Annotated in this window: 20 protein-coding genes; 10 read left to right on the top strand and 10 right to left on the bottom strand. The window is 37.4% G+C overall.

What is annotated here, in order from left to right; all coding sequences use genetic code 11:
- Window positions 1–132: 132 nt before the first annotated feature.
- From coaD to ACFE6N_RS09530, 3 genes are all read left to right on the top strand, one after another.
- Window positions 133–594, top strand: a complete 462-nt coding sequence (coaD, locus tag ACFE6N_RS09540; RefSeq protein WP_378935882.1) for a pantetheine-phosphate adenylyltransferase — start codon at window positions 133–135, stop codon at window positions 592–594.
- Between the two features lie 391 nt (window positions 595–985).
- The gene (locus ACFE6N_RS09535) at window positions 986–1489 is read left to right on the top strand and encodes an RNA polymerase sigma factor (RefSeq protein WP_378935880.1); all 504 of its coding nucleotides are present in this window, start codon (window positions 986–988) and stop codon (window positions 1487–1489) included.
- A complete protein-coding gene (locus ACFE6N_RS09530; protein ID WP_378935878.1) occupies window positions 1479–2084 on the top strand; it encodes a hypothetical protein in 606 nt (201 codons plus the stop codon). The genes ACFE6N_RS09535 and ACFE6N_RS09530 overlap by 11 nt, the downstream gene beginning before the upstream one ends.
- A 112-nt stretch (window positions 2085–2196) precedes the next feature.
- On the opposite strand, the gene ACFE6N_RS09525 is transcribed toward ACFE6N_RS09530, so the two are convergent.
- Window positions 2197–2808: an NUDIX hydrolase gene (locus tag ACFE6N_RS09525; RefSeq protein WP_378935876.1), complete on the bottom strand. Its 612-nt coding sequence runs from the start codon at window positions 2806–2808 to the stop codon at window positions 2197–2199.
- 438 nt (window positions 2809–3246) lie between these two features.
- On the opposite strand from ACFE6N_RS09525, the gene ACFE6N_RS09520 reads away from it, so the two are divergent.
- Window positions 3247–4122, top strand: a complete 876-nt coding sequence (locus ACFE6N_RS09520; protein WP_378935874.1) for a hypothetical protein — start codon at window positions 3247–3249, stop codon at window positions 4120–4122.
- Window positions 4123–4201: 79 nt separating this feature from the next.
- Here the strand turns inward: ACFE6N_RS09520 and ACFE6N_RS09515 are convergent, their stop codons facing one another.
- Window positions 4202–5245 carry an NAD(P)-dependent alcohol dehydrogenase gene (locus tag ACFE6N_RS09515; protein ID WP_145855673.1) on the bottom strand — a complete coding sequence of 348 codons (1044 nt, stop codon included), beginning with the start codon at window positions 5243–5245 and terminating at the stop codon, window positions 4202–4204.
- A 520-nt stretch (window positions 5246–5765) separates the two neighbouring features.
- Here ACFE6N_RS09515 and pyrE point away from each other — a divergent pair.
- The 3 genes from pyrE to ACFE6N_RS09500 all read left to right on the top strand — a co-directional run bounded on the left by pyrE (window position 5766) and on the right by ACFE6N_RS09500 (window position 7915).
- Window positions 5766–6431 (top strand): orotate phosphoribosyltransferase, encoded by a 666-nt coding sequence (pyrE, locus tag ACFE6N_RS09510; protein WP_378935872.1) that lies wholly within the window; start codon window positions 5766–5768, stop codon window positions 6429–6431.
- 33 nt (window positions 6432–6464) lie between these two features.
- On the top strand, window positions 6465–6863 hold the full coding sequence (locus ACFE6N_RS09505) for an SRPBCC family protein (protein ID WP_090982227.1): 399 nt from the start codon (window positions 6465–6467) through the stop codon (window positions 6861–6863).
- Between the two features lie 395 nt (window positions 6864–7258).
- The gene (locus tag ACFE6N_RS09500; protein ID WP_378935870.1) at window positions 7259–7915 is read left to right on the top strand and encodes an ankyrin repeat domain-containing protein; all 657 of its coding nucleotides are present in this window, start codon (window positions 7259–7261) and stop codon (window positions 7913–7915) included.
- A gap of 108 nt (window positions 7916–8023) precedes the next feature.
- Here ACFE6N_RS09500 and ACFE6N_RS09495 read toward each other — a convergent pair whose 3' ends face one another.
- From ACFE6N_RS09495 to pyrF, 6 genes are all read right to left on the bottom strand, one after another.
- Entirely contained in the window at window positions 8024–8242 is a 219-nt protein-coding gene (locus ACFE6N_RS09495; RefSeq protein WP_090982223.1) for a PspC domain-containing protein, read from the bottom strand.
- Between the two features lie 129 nt (window positions 8243–8371).
- Window positions 8372–8587, bottom strand: coding sequence for a hypothetical protein (locus tag ACFE6N_RS09490; protein ID WP_090982221.1), 216 nt, complete (start codon window positions 8585–8587; stop codon window positions 8372–8374).
- A 51-nt stretch (window positions 8588–8638) separates the two neighbouring features.
- Window positions 8639–9922: a DUF2851 family protein gene (locus ACFE6N_RS09485; RefSeq protein WP_378935867.1), complete on the bottom strand. Its 1284-nt coding sequence runs from the start codon at window positions 9920–9922 to the stop codon at window positions 8639–8641.
- Window positions 9923–10048: 126 nt separating this feature from the next.
- On the bottom strand, window positions 10049–10285 hold the full coding sequence (locus ACFE6N_RS09480) for a hypothetical protein (protein ID WP_378935865.1): 237 nt from the start codon (window positions 10283–10285) through the stop codon (window positions 10049–10051).
- Complete coding sequence (locus ACFE6N_RS09475; protein WP_378935863.1) at window positions 10276–10530, bottom strand: hypothetical protein; 255 nt, start codon at window positions 10528–10530, stop codon at window positions 10276–10278. Before ACFE6N_RS09475 ends, ACFE6N_RS09480 begins: the two co-directional genes overlap by 10 nt.
- Window positions 10531–11178: 648 nt before the next feature.
- Window positions 11179–12009 (bottom strand): orotidine-5'-phosphate decarboxylase, encoded by an 831-nt coding sequence (pyrF, locus tag ACFE6N_RS09470; protein WP_378935861.1) that lies wholly within the window; start codon window positions 12007–12009, stop codon window positions 11179–11181.
- Window positions 12010–12434: 425 nt separating this feature from the next.
- Here pyrF and rho point away from each other — a divergent pair, with 425 nt between their 5' ends.
- Window positions 12435–14180 (top strand): transcription termination factor Rho, encoded by a 1746-nt coding sequence (gene rho / locus ACFE6N_RS09465; RefSeq protein WP_378935859.1) that lies wholly within the window; start codon window positions 12435–12437, stop codon window positions 14178–14180.
- Window positions 14181–14267: 87 nt separating this feature from the next.
- Complete coding sequence (pssA, locus tag ACFE6N_RS09460) at window positions 14268–14960, top strand: CDP-diacylglycerol--serine O-phosphatidyltransferase (protein ID WP_378935857.1); 693 nt, start codon at window positions 14268–14270, stop codon at window positions 14958–14960.
- A 105-nt stretch (window positions 14961–15065) separates the two neighbouring features.
- On the opposite strand, the gene folK is transcribed toward pssA, so the two are convergent.
- Complete coding sequence (gene folK, locus ACFE6N_RS09455) at window positions 15066–15572, bottom strand: 2-amino-4-hydroxy-6-hydroxymethyldihydropteridine diphosphokinase (RefSeq protein ID WP_378935855.1); 507 nt, start codon at window positions 15570–15572, stop codon at window positions 15066–15068.
- A 38-nt stretch (window positions 15573–15610) separates the two neighbouring features.
- Between folK and sppA the strand changes: the two genes are divergently transcribed.
- A complete protein-coding gene (gene sppA / locus ACFE6N_RS09450) occupies window positions 15611–17377 on the top strand; it encodes a signal peptide peptidase SppA (RefSeq protein WP_378935853.1) in 1767 nt (588 codons plus the stop codon).
- Between the two features lie 84 nt (window positions 17378–17461).
- On the opposite strand, the gene ACFE6N_RS09445 is transcribed toward sppA, so the two are convergent.
- Window positions 17462–18091, bottom strand: coding sequence for a hypothetical protein (locus ACFE6N_RS09445; RefSeq protein ID WP_378935851.1), 630 nt, complete (start codon window positions 18089–18091; stop codon window positions 17462–17464).
- Between the last annotated feature and the right edge of the window lie 72 nt (window positions 18092–18163).

The raw sequence follows: 18163 nt of genomic DNA, 5'->3' as shown, positions 1-18163 counted from the left end.
TTAGAGAATGTATTTATTACTGCATCACCTGTTTCCATAATGTGTTTCACTCCTGTTATATACACCACGCTAACCACTAAACCCTCAGCGCTAAACTATTCCGCTTTTAACTATTATACCTATATTTGAATCATGAAGATAGCGCTATTTCCAGGCTCATTTGATCCGATCACGATTGCCCACGTCAATATTTTACAACGGGCCACTCCACTTTTTGATAAAATTATAGTAGGCATTGGACTTAACAGTTCTAAACAGAATTTTTTAAGTGCTGAACAGCGTCTTCAGATCTTACAGACCGTTTTTAAAGGTTATCAGAACATCGAAATCCAAACTTATGAAGGTCTAACTGTAGATTTCTGCCGGAAAATAAATGCCACCCATATGGTGCGCGGAATCCGCTCAGCTGCTGATTTCGAATATGAACGGGCTATTGCGCAGATCAATCAAACCATGATGCCTGAAGTAGAAACCATCTTACTGTTAAGTAAACCGGAATACTCTGCCATCAGTTCGACAATTGTCCGCGATATTTTAAGAAATCATGGCGATGTTAGTCCATTTGTACCCAAAGAAGCATTGGCATTTTTATAGTTTTTGTTAACCACAGATGTACACGGATAAACACAGATTTAAATCCAGGTCCATCAAAGTTACACGGTTCTCCTTTTCCAGAGGGAATAACTAACCGCATAGGACGGGGTTTTGTATCAGTGTGCGTAAAGTATTACTGACTGATCAGCTATATCTTAACCCATAGCTACCTCAACGAATCTTTTCGAGCGGAATGCAACGCAGTCGACAATCTATTTAGTAGCGCTCGACTGCGAGAATTGAACACTTCGCTTCAAACGAGCGCTACGTGATCAAGAAGGATATTTCATTATAAAATCTTATCTGCCTTCTCTTTATCTGTGGTTAAAAATTATTTTTAAATAAAACTGTAACGTTTCTAAAAACCTGTTACCAATTGGGTATATATTAAATGAAAGAAACAGAAAACATATTTCTCACCCTGATCAATCAGCACGCAGCGATTATACATAAGATTTCTAAAATGTATATGAACGACGCCGAAGAACAGCGTGACCTGTTTCAGGATATGGTATTACAATTATGGAAAGCTTATCCTTCTTTTAAAGGGAATAGCAAATTTACCACCTGGATGTACCGCGTTTGCGTCAATACAGCATTAATCTATTTAAAAAAAGACAGAAGAAAAGTAGACAAAACCCCATTTGATATACATACTGATGTAATAGATGTAAACGAAAATGAAGGGAAAGAAGAAAAACTAACTTATTTGTACGCTGCCGTTCAAGAATTAAATGAAATTGAAAAAGCATTGATCTTCCTTTTTCTCGAAAATCAATCACATCGCGAAATTGCCGAAAATCTGGGAATAAGCGAGGGTAATGCACGTGTAAAACTTAACAGGACAAAAGAAAAATTACAATTCATCATAAAGAAAAATGGTTATGAATTTTGACGATTTAAAAAAAGAATGGAATGCTGAAACTACGGAAGGAAGCAACATTTCTTCGGATATGCTTAAGATAAAAAAGTCGCACACTCCTATTGATAAAATCAGGGCGAAGATGAAACATGAATTTTTTTATCAACTTGCCTTTTTAGCATTTATGGTATGTATCCCATTTATAGCTGAGTTTTCAGTTGCGCTAAATCAGGTATATTTTATGACATACGCCATCATTTGTGGTTTTACAGCCTATTACTTTTTTAAATTCTACAGGTTTTATAAAAATTCGTATGATATGAGCATGGATACCCGCAAAAATATCCTTTGGTTTTATTATGAAATGAAATTGAATATTGAGCTATATAAAGCCTTAACCTATATTATAGTTTTCATAATAGTAGGATTTATGTCAGCTTACTTGTTGATCGAAAAAGCAACCGTTTTCGCAAAGATTTTAACCAGGCTATCGATTGTATATATTTTATTGAACTGTTTTATTACGGTCTTAATTATTGGACTGATAACAGAACTATGGGCTTGGTATTGTTATGGAAAATACCTTAAACAGGTTAAAAAAGTAGTTGATGAATTAGATTACGAGTAAACCGGTATTTCCCGATATCAGAAGTTGCCACCTGCAATAGCAATATGAATTTTTATTTTAATCTTGATTGTGATGTCGGCTATTTCTAACTGACACCACAATTAATAAAAATTTATAATATTTTACCTGCCCTTAACACATCCATAATAGACGGAAAAGTATTTTGAATAACAGGTGAAATCTGTTTTTTATTTAACCAGACAGCCTCATCGATGCCTTCTTCTTTTTGGGGAACCAATTTAGGTTCGCCCTTAACCTTCATTTTGTACCAGTTGGTTTTCTTGATTACCATTTTATTGCCCATCGGATAAACGTGGTAAGTTTTACAAAGCTTTTCTTCCCGTTTAAAAACCCTGATTCCACACTCCTCTTCTACCTCGCGCACAGCAGCTTCCTTCATTTTTTCACCGTCTTCCAGCTTTCCTTTTGGCAGATCCCATTTTTTGTTCCTGAAAATAAAAAGATAATTGCCATTTGCACTTTCTACCAAACCGCCGGCAGCTTTTATAACGGCGCAATCTTTCTTTAATTTTTTAAAAGTTTCCTGAGGATTTTTTGTCAAGAATATATAGCTCTTTTTAGATCCGTTTTTCAATTTTTTATAGAACGTTTCAAGATTGAAATCCTGAAATTCCAGCTGTTGAATTTTTTCCTTTTGCTCAGGCAAAAAGTCCGAGATAAACAAAGTATTATCGTTGATGTAAATTCTATAGTTTTTTGGCATGTAGTTTAAAGCATATTAAAATGGAGGCGTAATTGGGCCCTATAGCAAAATCAGTGTTTCTTCTTTAACCCATCAAAGGATTTTTTAATACAGCAATATATTTGCTTGCCCTAAAGTAAAAAAATTGCTGAGTTATTTATAGGATATAAAAAAAAGGTTACAACAATTAATGTTGTAACCTTATCTAAATTAACGCTCTCAATCAAAGATTGATGCAAGGCTCTCACCCCTTGCTTGCTACAAATATATAACAATTTATTAAAGTGCAGAAAAAAAAACAGCGATTAATTAAAAATAATCTTAAACGCTTATTTACCAGGTATTTTATTTGTAAAAACTAATGATAATTGTCATCAGGAAGAACATTCAGGTAGGAACAACGGTTAATAATTTCCCAGCGATAACGTTTTTTTTATAATTTTAACTTTTTAATCTGCCATGTCCATACCTTTATTATCAGAAACAGATCTGGAAATATACCGAAATGATCTTTCTAATCCGGAAAAATCAACTGACGAACTCTTTAACAGATTAAATGGGTTGTACCAGCGTTTTGCGACCAATGAACAGCTGCTTACAGATTTTGAATATATTTCGGCGCTTAACAGCCTCGAAAGTAGTTACACCTCGAAAAAAGAGCATTTCAACAAAGAAATCGCTGAACTGAAAAAACAATTTAAACAACTTGATAACCGGATTGTTGCGGCCGAACAAAAACTCAGACATGGCATTCCGGAGGATCTTCTGGTCATGGACAAAATTATTGCCGAACAGGAATCTATTATAGCAGACCAGGAAAAGCTGAATAATGCCGAAACCCATATTGTAGAGGAAGTGAGGAAAATCGATATTGAGCATGGTAAGGCGCTTCAAAAACTAGAAGAACAAGAGAGAAACAGGGAAACCCCGCTTAAAGGCAAGTTTTCAGCCTTTAAAGAACAAATTGAGATTGCTGAAAAAGGAATTACTTTAAAAGTAAGGTCACTTTCACTCCTTGCTATCATCGGTATTCCGCTAATTATAGATTTATTTTTCGGTTTGGCTGGTTCTCCTACTTTCTCGAAGAGTTCCAATAATATTATTTTCAATCACTATATTTTTATAATCTGCCTGATATTGATCGAACTGTTTCTTGCCGATAAAATCAGGAACAGGATTTCATATGTTTTATCGATAACCTATCTTAAAGATTCGCTGAAAACATTGGATAACCTGCTAATTGAAAACAAAAGAAAGCTAGCTAAAATAGAATCAGCACATCATATCTCGCTAGCCGAATTTGTAAAGAAAAACGGAGATGCTTTAAATTATTAGTTATTCTTTAAAAGAAAGGGATTCAGAAATATCGCTATCTCTGAACCCCAATCATCAAGTTTGATCTGATGGGTTCAGCCTATAGTGTAGCCATATCAATCACGAAACGGTAGCGTACATCACCTTTTTCCATACGCTCGTAGGCATGGTGAATATCTTTCATATCGATGATTTCAATCTCCGAAACGATATTATGCTCTGCACAGAAATCTAACATTTCCTGAGTTTCGGCAATACCGCCAATACCAGATCCAGCCAGGCTTTTTCTACCTCCGATTAAGCTGAAAGCTGCAATTTCTGCTGGTTTAGGTGGAACACCCACACAAATATGTACGCCATTTGTGCTTAATAACGAAAGGTACATGTTAAAATCATGTTCTGCTGAAACCGTATCCAATATAAAGTCGAAAGTACCTCTTGCTGCTTTAACCTGTTCAGCATCGGTGGTTACAACGAAGTGATGGGCGCCAAGTTTTTTGGCATCCTCTTCTTTTTTGGGTGAAGTACTTAATACGGTAACCTCAGCCCCAAAAGCTACGCCAAATTTCACCGCCATATGGCCCAAACCACCTAAGCCTAATACAGCCAGTTTATGCCCTTTACCTACTTTCCAGTGTTTTAGCGGAGAATAAGTGGTAATACCTGCACATAACAAAGGTGCTACAGCGGCCAGATTTAATTTATCAGACACATGAAGTACAAATTCCTCTCTCACTACAATCGTATCCGAATATCCACCATAAGTTGGTGTTTTACCATCTCTCGCTAAATTATTATAAGTTTGCGTATTGCCCTCCAAACAATATTGTTCCAAATCCTGCTTACAGTTTTCGCAAACCTGACATGAATCGACCATACAGCCTGTCCCAGCCAGATCTCCTACTTTAAATTTCTTCACGTGATCTCCAACCTTCACTACGCGACCTACTATCTCGTGACCAGGAACCATAGGAAATATTCCCTCAAACCAATCATTTCTGATCTGGTGCAGATCTGAATGGCAAACCCCGCAGAAAAGTATTTCGAACTGAACATCATGAGGTCCTACGTCCCGACGTTCAAAATTCCAGGGTGCAAGATCCGTTTCGGCATTTTGTGCCGCATATCCTTTTGTTGCTATCATAAAAATTTAAATTAATTAGAGGTAACAAATGTAAACAGCTATTTGTTATGGATAATTACGCAAATCAAATTAATCATTACAAAATTCAAACAATCACTTAAAATATAAATCTACTTAAAGTTTACCTGTTGCGTCGGCATATTTTTTACCATCCTTTACCCCGACAGATTTTGTTACACCAGCGCATCTTTGAATGATAATATCAGAACTCCCAGATTTTCTCTGTTTTTAACACTCAACCATCATGCAGTTTCAGATCATTAAAACAAGCGGAAAAAACATTGGCTGGGTAACCGGGCTTTGGCATATAAAATATATTTCTAAGCTTTACGATTCTTTATCCAACTGATTTCCAGCAGGTGACAATAAAGCGCTTTTAGCATCCATCAAAATTTCCAATATTTGTATTGTTGAAATGTCTGAATCAAATCCGGATTCTGAAATTTTCTTATCCCAAACGCAAAATAATGGGGTTTAATAAACGTTATGACAAACACAAATAAATCTGTAATTTTGAGCCATGTATAATAAAAGTGATATTGAATTAAAAGTAGCGGAATTTTTATTACAGATAAAGGCAATCAAATTACAACCAAATAATCCTTTCACATGGGCATCTGGTTGGAAATCGCCAATTTATTGCGACAACAGAATTACCCTTTCCCATCCTCAGGTTAGAACTTACATCAGGCAAAAACTTGCGCAAGCCATACAAGAAGAATTTGGCTCAGTAGATGTTATTGCAGGTGTTGCAACTGCCGGAATCCCTCAAGGCGTTTTAGTTGCTCAGGAGCTGGGTTTACCATTTATATATGTGAGAGCGAAAGCCAAAGAACATGGTACAGGAAGTTTAATAGAAGGTGAAGTGGTTGAAGGTCAACGTGTGGTGGTTATCGAAGATTTAATTTCAACCGGAAAAAGCAGTTTACAGGCTGTTGAAGCGCTTAGAGCAGCTGGATTATCAGTAGCTGGCCTAGCGGCAATTTTCACCTATGGTTTCGAAAAAGCAGACGAAAATTTTGCGGCTGCGAAATGCCGTTACTTAACTTTATCAAACTATGCCGCATTGATCGATTATGCTGCCGAACACAGCATCATTGCCAAAAGCGACATGGAGTTATTGGGGAAATGGCGCCTGAATCCTTCAGAATGGGGAAAAGGACAGGCTCTAAGTTCAGGCTCTTAATTCGGAATAAAAACAATTTTATACAATTATACAATGACTGTTATCGATAGCACAGTAGAAGTTAATAAACCGGTTGCTGAGGTTTATACTTTTCTATCCAATATGAACAACCACCAGCAGTTGATGCCAGAAAACATCTATAACTGGGAATCAACCGAAGATGATGCACGGTTCACCATTCAAAATATGGCAAAATTGGCCATTAAAATTTCGAACAGAATAGAGAATCAGGAAATAACAGCAATTCCGAGCGAAAAAGCGCCTTTTGATGTAGAATTAAAATGGACGTTAGCAGATAACGGAAACGGAACTACTACAGCAAAACACATCATTTCAGCTGATTTAAATATGATGATGAAAATGCTGGCATCAGGCCCACTTCAAAAACTGGCTGACCACCAAACCGAAAAACTGAAAGAGATTTTGGGATAGTAATAGATTACAAGATTTCCGTGATTTCACATAACTAACGAGACGAATTAAACTTCGTCTTTTTTATTTCCATGAAGTTCTTATGCAATCGCGAAAACAACTCAATAAAAACACAGCTATCATACTGATCTGATCACTAACTGTTAAATTTCATATTATATACAGCTTTATACAGATTGCTGAAATCTAGAAATTCAGCATTTTCTTTAATACCGTGCCAGGGGCAGTGAGGGTTTAGTTCCGGTCTCTCATCGCTACCAGGCGCTCTCTAACGATTTTAAGTCCCTTTTATTTGCAGAAGCTTTTGGCATATTGCGTTGCACGATATATATTTAGCCATTAAACTTTAAAGTTCCCAATTTTTGTTAATTTAAAGCGATTTTTAAAACATTATGATGAGTATAGCGCAACTTGAGGAACAAATTGAAGCTGGAAATTTTCACGCAGTAAAAGAAATTCTACTTGAAAACCCAAAACTGGCAAATGTGGATACTTCTCATCACATTTCACCACTTTTATTGGCCTGTTATTATAAAAAAAGAGAAATAGCTGATCTGATTGCCGAATTTGTAGATCAATTAACCCTATTTGAGGCTTGCGCTATCGGAAAATTTGATGTGGCTACGCTCTTGATTTTTCAAAACCCTGCCAGTATCAATGAATTTTCTAAAGATGGCTTTACCCCGCTTGGTTTAGCCTGCTACTTCGGACATGAAGAATTGGCCCGTTTTCTAGTTTTAAAAGGGGCTGATGTTAATCTGGCATCAAAAAATGGCTTTAACGTATTTCCCATCCACTCGGCAGTTGCAACCAACCATTTCAATATCACTAAAATGCTTCTGGATGCCGGCGCATACCCAAATGTTTGTCAGAAAGCGGGCGTAGCTCCTTTACACACAGCTGCTCAACTGGGAAACATTGAATTAATAATTTTATTATTAGAACATGGTGCTGAAGTTTCTTTACGGATGGAGGGCGGAAAAAAACCTGCTGATCTAGCTGCGGAAAAAGGCTTTAATGAAATTGCAGAAATTTTAAGAGACGATGATTAGAGAGTCCTGAGTCTAAAGTCGTAAGTCTCTAGTCCTGACAACTGGATAATGACGACTGTCAACTTCAAATTGAACACTGCCAACTGAATACTGCCAAATAAAAACTGACTATTCCCAGATCCGCAATCGCATTCTTTTCATGTATGTTCTGATATCAAGCACCACAGCGGCTAAAAAATAGAATAATATGGGAAAACCTACCGCCAAAAATGACGAGTAGATAAAAAACAGGCGGACTTTTGCAGTACTCATATTTAGCTTATTAGCCAAATACGTAGAAACACCAAAACTCTGCTGTTCAAAATAAGTCACAATTCTCTGGAACATTTTAAGCTTATTTTAAAATCTTATCATTCGGCACTAAGTAAGAACGCTCCAAAACACGAGCTATTATTTGCTTACAGAGTCTAATTTAGCAAAATTAATTGATTAAGCACAATCGCAAAATTAAAGCAATTATTCCAAAATCAGTTTTTCAAAATCCTGTTTATCTTGGTGTTTGATAAAAAGCGTTTGTTGCTCTTCCAGTCCTGAAAACCTTTTAATCAACTCTGCTTTAAACTGATGAATATCAACATCTTTATTTAAAATAATTGTTAAGGCATCAGCATTCCCCCTTACCTCGATAATCTGATCAGGATATAATTCTTTTAGTTCGTGTGGAAATTCCATAATACAGAAACAAAATTTAAAGTATAAAGTTTTGCGAAAACGGGAAACAGCTTAGGCCTGTTTCAAAATTTTAATTCCAATGCCGCAGGATAAGCATTTTTTCTCATCGCAATACCGCTTTTTTAGCTGCAAAATTCCCTGAGAGGTAAATGCGTTTGCGATCTTCACTCCAGCCCCGGTAAATTTATCAGTAATGGCATTTTGTTCAGCAGGCAAACTTTCCAACAGTTTTATCGCCCTATTGATAAAATATGGTGTTGCGGTATGTTTTCCATAAGCAAATAGAAACAAGGCCACAGTATTTAAAAGAATATTATCTACTGATGCCTTTCCTATCTGAATATTTACTGAAGATGCTACCTTTTTAAAATGGTAGTGCGTTTTCCAGTACTCATTTACAGGCAGATTTTCAAATAAGGTATGCAACTCAGCCACCTGCTTTATTTCCATAACCTTAGAAAAAAGATGATTGGCTTTGGTAATTAATGCAGCAAATTGTGCCAAACGTATGGTTGGAAAATTCTGTGGGCGCATGCGCATAAACTTCCACATCGAAACATCAATGGGGTTAATATTGTATTTCTTTTGGAGAAACTGAAACTCCGCTTTCAACTTTTGTGGATACGCTTCTTCAAAATGATCGTTTAAAAACCCTGCCGCGCCAAAAACCAATGCTTCTATTTGGTGCGGATTGTTTTTATGCCGGCCATAAATGTGCTGCGGAACTGCTTTGGCAAAAAGTTCAAAAGGCAAGGCATTTATTTTGAATCCGAAATTACGCGCCAGAAAACGGTAGAATGTCTCATCCCAATTCCCATTTAGTTCGTTTAAGGTCTCTGTAACCGCACTTGTTTTCTGCTCAAAACGTTCAACCAATGTTCTTGATAAAAAGGAATCTATAATCAACTCTTCTACTTCCCCAATCTGGGCAATGCAGGGAAAATCTGTTAAGGTGAGGAAAAGGTTTTCGTACCTTCTGATCAGATCAGCAGAAATGCGGTCTTTAAGCTCCAGAACAGGCAAAATGGTCCCATCCATCCGGGTTATTTCGGCATCATGCTGGTAAACAACATGTAAAATTACATTTTCATATGCGGGATTAAGCTGGTGGTTGTGCTTTAGCCAATCCGAAGATTTTAAATGAATTTCTACATTTCCGGCCCAGGTGGTTTCACCTATCTTAATTTTGGCGTGATTAAAATCCGGCCCTGCATTTGGGTTAAGCAATCCGGTATTGATGATTTCCAGTTTTTCACCATCGCAGGTCTGCAGTCCGTTATAATCAAACGACCTGAACTGCCATACATAATGAAGAAAATCTTCTGGAAAATTCATCCTTGAAGATAATGAATTTATCTGGCTATAACTAACTTATAAGTTTAAATTTTGAGCTTCTTTGGAATAATTATTAAAAACTTAGGTAACCAAATAACGATTCCTATTTTTTTCGAATAGAAAATATCATGTTGTTTTCTGACTGATATTGAAATGGATGAACCAACTGCCCCGGTGTGCAATAACCTTTGGAGCAATGTGATATTGCGCTTTGCCGATCTTCCTTTCAACCGTATCGATCAATCTGGTCACATAATCTATAGCACTTTCGCGGATACTGAAATAGTTTTCATAAAAAAGCACATCAACCAATTCGTTAAGATAAAGTAAAACCGAGGGATGGAAGCGTACCACTATTTCCAAGGCAAGGCATTAATATGCTGAATGGCTGCTGCTTTAAATTCAGAAGACGATATACTTTCTTTCCACTTTTCATCAAAAGAGGTATCCTTAACCGATGTCTTAATATAAGCTATCTGCTCTTCATTAACCACCGGAAGTTGGTCTTGACTTAAAACCTGTATCAGTTCCTTTTTTTCGGCAGCTGAAAGTTTTTTTATATGCTCTAGTAACGACTTAAAGTCCATATTATCGAAAGGGTTAGTCATAAACCAGGTCTAAACAATTAATATAAGGATTTTTTCGTAAAGAAAAAGAATGAGCTATAGGCAAAATAATCAATTATATATTATTAGAGCCTGTTTAAAGTCTATTACATTATTTCTTCTGGTTTGTTACACTGAGGGATAATTAAATTGTTTAAAATCAATAAGAGTGACGTAAAATTGTCTTCTCTTATCCTACCGCGGTCTTGCCTCGGCTCGCCGCCGCCGAAGGGCTCTTTCTTTTTGATGTCAAAAAGAAACAAAACCGAGGCATTGCCGAGCTCATTAATACAAATGAAAACCATGAAAAACTATTAATAAAACACCGGCTGAAAATTTTTCTTTCGAAGCCAGTGGGATGGCTTAGTCAGTGGAGCCCGAAAAATTTTTTAGGCCGGATTTAAGCAAAACGGAGATATGGTGCTACGGCCTAGCTATGCGGAAATGCATAGATCCTTCCAGTCGCTCATTAATAAATCATTGCAAAATAAGGTCAGTGGTAGCCTGTCGAAGTGCTTCTCTTAACTATAAAAATTATCTTCGACTACGCTCAGACTGACATATGAATAAATTTCACTTAATTTTAAACAGGCTCTTCATACTGAATTGTATACGATAAATATTTCTCAAGTAACAAGCGATTCAGTTTCATTACACCAGCCCTGCCTTAACTAAAATCTGCTCCATTTCCTGTTGCAGTTTTAAGGCCTCTTCTCTTGCCCTTTCGGCGAAGTCTTCACCCTGGCTGGCATAAATAATGCCTCTTGACGAATTGATCAATAACCCACATTGCGAGTTTAATCCATATTTACATACTTCACTTAAATCTCCACCCTGTGCACCAACTCCAGGTACCAAAAGAAAGTGATCTGGCGCCAGTTTCCGTACATCGCCAAATGCCACACCGCGTGTAGCCCCAACCACATACATCATCTGTTCGTCTGTTGCCCAGGTTTGCGAAGTTTTAATTACTTTTTCGAAGAGCCTGTCTGCTCCAATTTCCTGCAATTGAAAATCGGCATGCCCTGCATTCGAGGTTAAAGCCAATAGAATTACCCATTTATCTTTAAAGGTTAAAAACGGCGTTACCGAATCGCTCCCCATGTAGGGTGCAACGGTAACCGAATCGAAACTCATCTCAGACGATGCCGCATTAAAAAATGTTTCGGCATACATGGCAGAAGTATTGCCAATGTCGCCGCGTTTAGCATCTGCAATAGAAAAAATATCCTGCGGAATATATTTCCAGGTTTCGGTTAAGGTTTCCCAACCTTTTTTGCCGTAACACTCATAAAAAGCAGTATTGGGTTTGTAAGCAACACATAAATCTTTCGTGGCATCAATAATCTGTTTATTAAATTCCAGAATCGGATTTTCGTACTTCAATAGGTGTTGTGGTATCTTATCTAGCGAAGAATCTAATCCTACACATAAAAAAGAACGTTTTTTTTGTATCTGCTCGAAGAGTTGTTGCTTGGTCATATATGTGCTTATTTGCTGCAAATATGAAGATTTTTAAGTTTTCTGAGCGACAAAATAATGTTCACATTAATTATTTTTTTAAACATTTTAAACATTTGCTTGCAGATTACGTTTCAAATACATACAATTGCACCATAATTTCTCAATCGTTTATCTGAATATCCCAGAAAAATTTATCAAGACTTGTTTTTTGTTACCATTTTTTAAAAGCAAATATTGCTTTTTATTCAGCTTGTAAACAATTATGAAACAATTTGAGCACTATCTCTAGTGACCTCAATTAATGTTTTATAGCCTTAAGAACTTATGCACAATGAAAAGCCGGGCTTGCGCTAACACAAATATTTTTTAAGCCTGTGCAAATTTATAACAGAAAACATCCGTTATAAACAAATGAAAAATTTCTTGAAACATATATATTTAGAATGTTTAGTAAAACAGAATTAAATGATAAGCTCACAACAGAATTACGTGAGCTGGCAAAAAGCTATGGCATTGAAGGTGCCGACTCCCTAAGAAAAATCGACCTTGTTGAAGTACTTTTACACCAGCAAGAAATTATAAATGCTGCTAAATCAGGGGCAGATCCTTATAGTGAAACTGAACCTGTTACAGCCACACGTGCACCTAAAACCAAAGCCGCAAAAGCACCGAAAGTTGCCGCAGCAGCAACAGCAGCTTCTTCGGTAATCGCTGAAAAAGCCGCCACTACAGATGAGAAGCCTCTCACTAAAGATGAAAAGCCGGTTAAAAAAAGAACAAGGTTAACAAAAACTGAATCTGCAGCACCAGTTGAAAAAAGAAGAGATGCGGTTACTTTGTTTGACGAGCCTCAGCATGAGAAGCAGCCCGACAGAACCAATGATAGTGAAGAAAGTGTAAAACCGATTTCGGCTTTGATAGAGGAAAGTGCAGAAGTGCTTCCGGTAGCACCAAAGCAAAAACAAGAGCCTAAAGAAAAACAGGAAAAGCCACAACGTGATGAAAACCGCCAGCAAAAGCAACCAGGCGGTGGCAATCACCACAAAAACGAAAACAGTTACTCTAACCTGGATTTCGATAACGTCATCACAAACGAAGGTGTTCTGGAAATTATGCCTGATGGATATGGTTTCTTACGCTCGGCAGATTACAACTATTTAACTTCTCCTGATGATATTTATGTATCACAGTCTCAAATCAAGCTCTTTGGATTAAAAACCGGTGATACCGTAAAAGGTAGCATCCGTCCGCCTAAAGAAGGAGAAAAATACTTCCCGTTGGTTCGTGTAGAAACCATTAATGGCAGGATCCCTGCTGAAGTACGTGACCGCGTTCCTTTTGATTATTTAACACCACTTTTCCCAACAGAAAGATTAAACCTGTTTACGGATACGAACAACTATTCTACCCGTATTATGGATTTATTTACGCCAATTGGTAAAGGACAGCGTGGTTTAATTGTGGCACAGCCTAAAACAGGTAAAACCAATTTATTGAAAGAGGTGGCCAACGCCATTGCCAAAAACCATCCGGAAGTTTATTTAATTATCTTATTAATAGATGAGCGTCCGGAAGAGGTGACTGATATGGCTCGCAGTGTAAGAGCGGAGGTAATTGCCTCAACCTTTGATGAGCCAGCTGAACGACATGTTAAAATTGCCAACATTGTTTTAGAGAAATCGAAACGTTTGGTAGAAAGCGGACATGATGTAGTTATTCTATTAGATTCGATTACCCGTTTAGCCAGAGCATATAACACTACAGCACCTGCGTCTGGTAAAATATTATCAGGTGGTGTTGATGCTAATGCCCTGCACAAACCAAAACGTTTCTTTGGTGCGGCACGTAACATCGAAAACGGAGGTTCATTAACCATTTTAGCTACCGCATTAACCGATACAGGTTCTAAAATGGATGAGGTAATTTTCGAAGAATTTAAAGGAACCGGTAACATGGAACTTCAGTTAGATCGTAAATTATCTAACAAACGTATTTTCCCGGCTATCGATATTACAGCATCAAGTACCCGTCGCGATGATTTATTGCACGACAGAGATACGTTACAGCGCGTGTGGATTTTACGTAACCACCTTGCTGATATGAACAGCCAGGAAGCAATGGAATTTGTTCAATCTCAAATAAAAGGAACAAAAAGTAACGAAGAGTTCTTAATTTCGATGAACAGCTAAGAAAAGCTTAAAGGTAAAAGGTGTAAGGCTTAAGGTTTCCGATCTGGGTACCTGAACCTTACACCCTAAACCCCACACCTTATACCTATGAAAAGGCATCTTCCTAATGCGATTACCTGTGCAAATCTTTTTTCTGGCTGCATCGGGATCGTTTTTGCATTTAAAGGTCATTTAGAAACCACAGCTTATTTCGTTATTTTATCCGGAATATTCGATTTTTTTGATGGTATGGTTGCCCGTTTATTAAATGTTAAATCGGCCATAGGAAAAGATCTGGATTCATTGGCGGATATGGTGAGTTTTGGTTTTTTACCTGGGGTGATTATGTTTCATTTACTAAAAGCAAGTGACTATTCTTCTGAATACCTTCCCTACCTGGGTTTTATCATCACGGTTTTCTCTGCAATCAGATTGGCAAAATTCAACAACGATAGCCGGCAAACGGAAGATTTTATTGGCTTAAATACGCCAATGAATACCCTATTCATCTGTTCGCTGCCTTTTATTGCGCATGATTATCCACAGATTATTTTCTCCAGCATTTTGCAGATTGCTATTACATTGATCACCAGCTTTTTACTGGTAAGCGAAATAAAAATATTCTCTTTAAAATTTAGCAATTTGAGCTGGGCGAAAAATAAAATCAAATTTATTTTCCTCATGCTCTCGGCCATATTAATTGCATTTCTGCAATTTGCGGCGATACCTTTTGTATTGGTACTTTATTTTGCTTTATCTTTTCTTCATTTTAAAGGAGCAACGGCTAATCACAAAATATAACTAAGTTTTCCCGCAGATTAAGAAGATTAAAATCGCTGATCAATGCGCATTAGATTAATCCTTTAAAAACGGTATTCCTTCTCTGCAAAATTAAAAGTTAATGCGTTACAGTTTTTTAACCTCAAGCGGATCATCAATACTGCTACAGATGGATAACATTGTTTCTCCAAGCACAGGATGCAAAACATCAGGGGCAATCTCAGCCAAAGGTTCCATCACAAATTTTCTATGCTGCATATGCGGATGAGGCACCTGAAGTTTATCGGGAATATTGATCACCTGATCTCCAAAAAGGATAAGATCAATATCAATTAAACGCTCCCCCCATTTATCTTTCCTCACCCTCCCCAGTTCCTGCTCAATATTTAATGCAAGATCCAAAACCTCCAAAGCACTTAAACGGGTTTGCAAAGCAACAGCCTGGTTTAAAAATGCAGGCTGATCGGTTTTGCCCCAGGCAGCCGTTTCATAAAGGGATGAAACGGATAAAACCCCGCCCACTTTATCATTCAACAGTACAATGGCTTTTTTCAGATTTGCCACTCTATCGCCTAAATTCCCACCTAGTAACAAATAAGCCGTATGGTACTCTAAAGCTTGATTAAGCATCATGTATTTTTATATCTTTACAGCACAAAATTAAAATTTAAATGAGAGAATTCTTTAAGTATTTATTTGCCTCCATGTTGGGCTTTTTCTTATCAATCATAATCGTTTTTGTAATCTGCTTCATCGTTGTAGTGGGATTAGTATCTTCTATTGATACTGACAAAACCATTACGGTTTCTAACAATTCAGTACTATTCCTCAATCTAGATCAAGCCATTACAGAACGTACGCCAAAAAAAACATTTGGTAACCTGCCAATTGTTGGTGGTGATGAAAAAGATGCGATAGGCCTGAACGACTTCCTAAAGGCGTTGCAAAAAGCCAAAACAGACGATAATATTAAATGTATCTACCTGAATGTAAGCAGTCCGAATGCAGGTTTTGCTACTTTACGCGAGGTTAGAAATGCACTGATTGATTTTAAAAAATCGCATAAAAAAATCATCGCTTATAGCGAAGTATATACTCAGGGAGCCTATTATTTGGCTTCAGTTGCTGATAAAGTATATTTAAACCCTGAGGGCGCTTTAGAATTTAAAGGTTTCAGCTCAGAACTTACTTTTTTTAAAGGCACATTAGAAAAAGTTGGTGTAGAAATGCAGGTGATTCGTGTAGGAAACTACAAAAGTGCCGTTGAGCCTTTTATTTTAGATAAAATGAGCGATTACAACCGTAAGCAGGTAACGGCTTATGTTGGTGGATTATATAACACATTCTTAAGTGATATTGCCGAAAGCAGAAATATCCAGAAAGATAGCCTGTATAACATCGCTGATAATTACAAAATACGACAGCCGCAAGATGCAGTAAACTTTAAAATGATAGATGCTTTAAAATATAAAGATCAGATTTTAGAGGAATTAAAAGGATTATCCGGCAGAACCAGAGGAGAGAATATCCGTTCGGTTTCGATTAACGATTATGCGAAGAATAATAGAGATACCGGAGAAGGTAAAGACAAAGTTGCGGTAATTTACGCCAATGGTGAAATTAATGGCGGCGAAGGTTCTGACAACCAGATCGGCTCGGAGCGCATTTCCAGGGCAATCAGGAAGGCACGTTTAGATGATGATATCAAAGCAGTTGTACTCCGCATCAACTCACCCGGAGGCAGTGCTTTAGCTTCTGACGTAATATGGAGAGAGGTTGTGTTAACCAGAAAAGAAAAACCGGTTATTGCATCTTTCGGCGATGTGGCCGCCTCAGGTGGTTATTATATTGGTTGTGCTGCCGACAGCATTTTTGTACAGCCGAATACCATTACGGGTTCGATAGGGGTGTTTGGCATTATTCCAAATTTCCAAAATTTAATGACCAACAAACTGGGAATTACATTTGATGGCGTGAAGACGGGTAAATATGCAGATATCATGGCCACTAACCGCCCGATGACTGAGGGTGAAAGATTTATTATTCAAAATGAACTGAACAGGGTTTATAGTGGTTTTGTAAGTCGTGTGGCCGATGGCAGAAAGAAAAGTAAAGCCTATATCGACAGTATTGGCGGTGGACACGTTTGGATTGGTACAGATGCCGTTCAAATTGGACTGGCTGATAGAATCGGAGGTTTTAAAGATGCCATTAAGTCCGCGGCCAAAAAAGCAAAACTAAAGGATTATAAGGTAGTAGAATATCCGGATGTAATAGACCCATGGAAATCGTTATTGGACGAAGGTACAGACAAGATTAAAACCTATTATACCAAACAGGAACTGGGCGATAATTATATGCTTTACCAACAGATGAAAAAAGTGATGGCAAGCTCCGGAATTCAGGCCAGGATGCCATTTGAAGCAATCATAAAATAATGTAAGATGGAGATGATGTAAGATGGAGGATGTAAAATGGAAGACGGAACTACCCCCTATTCCATTTTACATTTTACTTTATCCCTAATTAATCAGTTTCCATTCCGGGTGCAAGGTCAGATAAGTTTGGTTAAGCGCAATATTTGCCGGATGTACCGTTAAGGCAATGCTCTTCCCATTTAAAAACTCAAAACCAATCCCCTCTTTTTTCGCATCATAAACAACTACTGTATCTTTTTTTTCATTCAGATAAACGTAAAGTTTGTTGATACCCGGGATTTTCAGCTTAGTGGCCTCCAAACTAACTCCGGTAGCTAAACCATCCCTTGTTTTAAATTCATTTGAAGTGATCCTGATCTGCTTTACATCTTTCACCTGCATACTGGTGTCTCGGTAAGAAGAATAAATGGCCACCTCATTCTTTCCATTGGCTGTTGAATCGCTGCTGTACCAAATTCCCCAGGCTTTGCCCATGGCTGCATCGCTAAAATCAGGTCTTCCAAGTTTTGCGCTTACCTGCTGCATATCTTCGCCAAGACTTATCTCTCCTATTGAATGACCTGCGACAACCAGGAACCGTTCATCAACCGCTTGTCCGGAAACAGAAGTAGTGCCTGTTAACGAATCTGGTTTATTTTCATCGGTTTTCCTTTCAGATTGACAAGCAAGGAAACTTATGCTTAATCCTAAAAGGACTGTTTTTGTAATTTTCATGAGTGTAAAACAACGCTTTAATAAAATTGTGTTTAGAAACTGATCAGCATGATCAAAATTTGAGGCATTATT

The organism is Pedobacter sp. BG31, from assembly GCF_042464845.1.
Lineage (GTDB): Bacteria > Bacteroidota > Bacteroidia > Sphingobacteriales > Sphingobacteriaceae > Pedobacter > Pedobacter suwonensis.
Note: the sequence above shows the minus strand (reverse complement) of the source record. Positions and strands in the feature narration are given on the sequence as shown.

Coding starts and splice junctions, on each gene's coding strand:
- coaD (WP_378935882.1), top strand. CDS start 133: ATGAAGATAGCGCTATTTCCAGGCTCATTTGATCCGATCACGATTGCC.
- ACFE6N_RS09535 (WP_378935880.1), top strand. CDS start 986: ATGAAAGAAACAGAAAACATATTTCTCACCCTGATCAATCAGCACGCA.
- ACFE6N_RS09530 (WP_378935878.1), top strand. CDS start 1,479: ATGAATTTTGACGATTTAAAAAAAGAATGGAATGCTGAAACTACGGAA.
- ACFE6N_RS09525 (WP_378935876.1), bottom strand. CDS start 2,808: ATGCCAAAAAACTATAGAATTTACATCAACGATAATACTTTGTTTATC.
- ACFE6N_RS09520 (WP_378935874.1), top strand. CDS start 3,247: ATGTCCATACCTTTATTATCAGAAACAGATCTGGAAATATACCGAAAT.
- ACFE6N_RS09515 (WP_145855673.1), bottom strand. CDS start 5,245: ATGATAGCAACAAAAGGATATGCGGCACAAAATGCCGAAACGGATCTT.
- pyrE (WP_378935872.1), top strand. CDS start 5,766: ATGTATAATAAAAGTGATATTGAATTAAAAGTAGCGGAATTTTTATTA.
- ACFE6N_RS09505 (WP_090982227.1), top strand. CDS start 6,465: ATGACTGTTATCGATAGCACAGTAGAAGTTAATAAACCGGTTGCTGAG.
- ACFE6N_RS09500 (WP_378935870.1), top strand. CDS start 7,259: ATGAGTATAGCGCAACTTGAGGAACAAATTGAAGCTGGAAATTTTCAC.
- ACFE6N_RS09495 (WP_090982223.1), bottom strand. CDS start 8,242: ATGTTCCAGAGAATTGTGACTTATTTTGAACAGCAGAGTTTTGGTGTT.
- ACFE6N_RS09490 (WP_090982221.1), bottom strand. CDS start 8,587: ATGGAATTTCCACACGAACTAAAAGAATTATATCCTGATCAGATTATC.
- ACFE6N_RS09485 (WP_378935867.1), bottom strand. CDS start 9,922: ATGAATTTTCCAGAAGATTTTCTTCATTATGTATGGCAGTTCAGGTCG.
- ACFE6N_RS09475 (WP_378935863.1), bottom strand. CDS start 10,530: ATGACTAACCCTTTCGATAATATGGACTTTAAGTCGTTACTAGAGCAT.
- pyrF (WP_378935861.1), bottom strand. CDS start 12,009: ATGACCAAGCAACAACTCTTCGAGCAGATACAAAAAAAACGTTCTTTT.
- rho (WP_378935859.1), top strand. CDS start 12,435: ATGTTTAGTAAAACAGAATTAAATGATAAGCTCACAACAGAATTACGT.
- pssA (WP_378935857.1), top strand. CDS start 14,268: ATGAAAAGGCATCTTCCTAATGCGATTACCTGTGCAAATCTTTTTTCT.
- folK (WP_378935855.1), bottom strand. CDS start 15,572: ATGATGCTTAATCAAGCTTTAGAGTACCATACGGCTTATTTGTTACTA.
- sppA (WP_378935853.1), top strand. CDS start 15,611: ATGAGAGAATTCTTTAAGTATTTATTTGCCTCCATGTTGGGCTTTTTC.
- ACFE6N_RS09445 (WP_378935851.1), bottom strand. CDS start 18,091: ATGAAAATTACAAAAACAGTCCTTTTAGGATTAAGCATAAGTTTCCTT.